The organism is Allorhizocola rhizosphaerae (assembly GCF_003426775.1).
GTDB classification, from domain to species: Bacteria; Actinomycetota; Actinomycetes; order Mycobacteriales; family Micromonosporaceae; genus Allorhizocola; species Allorhizocola rhizosphaerae.
This window is the reverse complement of record NZ_QJUG01000466.1, coordinates 1-1554: the sequence shown is the minus strand read 5'-3', so window position 1 is coordinate 1554 and position 1554 is coordinate 1. Positions and strand designations below refer to the sequence as shown.

General features: G+C 72.5%; 1 protein-coding gene and 1 pseudogene. Both read left to right on the top strand.

The features are described from left to right. A pseudogene (locus DM816_RS41820) lies at window positions 1-253 on the top strand (hypothetical protein); the annotation flags it as partial. A gap of 13 nt (window positions 254-266) precedes the next feature. Continuing rightward, window positions 267-1554: LysM peptidoglycan-binding domain-containing protein (locus DM816_RS41815; RefSeq protein WP_117215935.1), on the top strand; the 1288-nt coding region annotated here is incomplete at its 3' end.

Sequence of the window (1554 nt, the reverse complement as noted above, 5' to 3'; positions counted from 1 at the left end):
CGGCGCCAGCGAGCTCGACGTCGCCGCACTTCGCGCCAGCGGCGTGGTGCGCCTCGACCCGGCCAAGGCCCGCGCTGCCGCGGAGGACTGGCTTGGCCGCGCCCGCCTGACCGGAACCGTCTCCGTCACAGGCAACCAGGTCACCGTCAGCGTCACCACCGCCCGGCAAACTCAGCTGCTTCACCTGCTCGGCGTGACCAGCATTCCGATCACCGCGACCGTCACCGCAGACGCGGTCGTCCCTGGCAGTTAGAAGGGAGGGCACGATGATGGCGCTGCTTAGCCGCCTGCTCGTCCGTGTCACCGCTGGCAGCATCCTGCTCGCCGTCATCACCGCCATCCCCAGTTGGCTCGTCCTCGCGGTCGGCTGGCCGCTGCCCGAACAGCTGCCCACCCTCGACGCGCTGGCCTCCTGGATCAACGGCACCGTCACCGACCACATGGTCGTCGACGGCATCGCTGTGGCGATCTGGCTGGTGTGGCTGCTGTTCGTGCAAGCCGTGGCCGCCGAGGTGCTCGCCGCGATCCGGGGCAACCGCCACCAGCGCCGCCACCTCAACCCGCTGCGCACCGTGGCAGCTACGCTCGTCGGTGCGCTGCTTTTGGGCAGCTTCCTCACCGCGACCGCCGCCGCGTCTCCGGCACCGGCCCGCGCGACCACGCCGGTCACCGCGGCGAACACTCCGGCCGCCGCGGTCAGCGTGCAGGTCGGCGCTGCCGAAGTCCGTACCACCGTCCTCGTCGGCGACACCCGCTACACCTACATCGTCAAACGCGGCGACTACCTGTCGAAGATTGCCAAAGCGTGGCTCGGTGACGCCGACCGCTGGCCGGAAATATGTTCGCTGAACAAGCACCGGCACTTCCCGAAGGTCGGCGGCACCCTACGCGGCTGCAACATCATCTATCCCGGCTGGGATCTGAAGCTGCCCGCCGACGCCCGACCACCGGCCGACGCCAAGCCCGTACAGCCGCCCCCACCGCCACCGCCGCCGGTCGACGACCCGGACGGCGTGATCGGCGAGCCAACACCAAGCCCTTCCACCACCGCCAGCCCTTCGGTACCGGCCAGCCCACAGGCGACCGCCAGCCCTTCGGCCACCGTCGCCAACCCCGTCGTGCCCACCGCACCGGCCGCCTCGGCGAGCCCAGCGCCGTCCGCGACGACCAGCGTCACCGCGTCGTCCACACCTTCGGCAGACGGGTCGGCTGACCCCTCGGCGAGCGCACCGGCCGCCGACGACGAAGGTGTGCGGCTGCCCGATGGCAGCTGGGTCACCTGGACACTGGCCGCCGCGATCACCGCCGCCGCCGCACTGGTCTGGCTCCAGCGCCGACGCCGGTTCACCGTCGAAGCCGACGATGACGACCCACCGGTCGAACTGCCCCCGCCGGTCACCCAGCTGCGTCGCGCAGTCGCCCACCGCCCCGAGCTGACCCTGCCCGCCGACGAAGCCGAGCAGGCCGCCGCCGTCCCCGAGCTGGCCGCCCTGCCGCCCGGCGGCATCGGCCTACTCGGTGACGGCGCCCACGCCGCCGCCCGCGCCGCCCTCG